This is a genomic window from Bartonella sp. CL63NXGY (assembly GCF_042194905.1).
GTDB lineage: Bacteria > Pseudomonadota > Alphaproteobacteria > Rhizobiales > Rhizobiaceae > Bartonella.
Window position 1 is genome coordinate 333 of the sequence record NZ_JBHINK010000136.1, and the last position, 261, is coordinate 593.

The window sequence follows — 261 nt, forward strand, 5'->3', positions numbered from 1 at the left end:
AACTAATAGTCATCAAAGAATAAACAACAGTTGCCCGCCTAAAATGTCGGAGAAGGAAAGCAGGTAGTCATTCTTTTCCAACATGTTTTCAAGCATTTTCTTAGTAACTTCCCAGTGACGAGCATAACCGATAAAGTAAGTTCCAGTATTACCAGAAGCTGGATCGGAATAAGGGACGTTCATTCGAACAATCTTCTGTTCAACCCCGTTGATTTTTGCTTGTGAGGCAACATTATGGGCATTCTTGAACTTTTCTTGTTC

Annotated in this window: 1 pseudogene; it reads right to left on the reverse strand. The window is 39.5% G+C overall.

Annotated elements, in window-relative coordinates:
* Positions 1–12: 12 nt before the first annotated feature.
* Positions 13–261 (reverse strand): annotated as a pseudogene (locus ACFIK0_RS09735) (peroxidase); the annotation flags it as partial.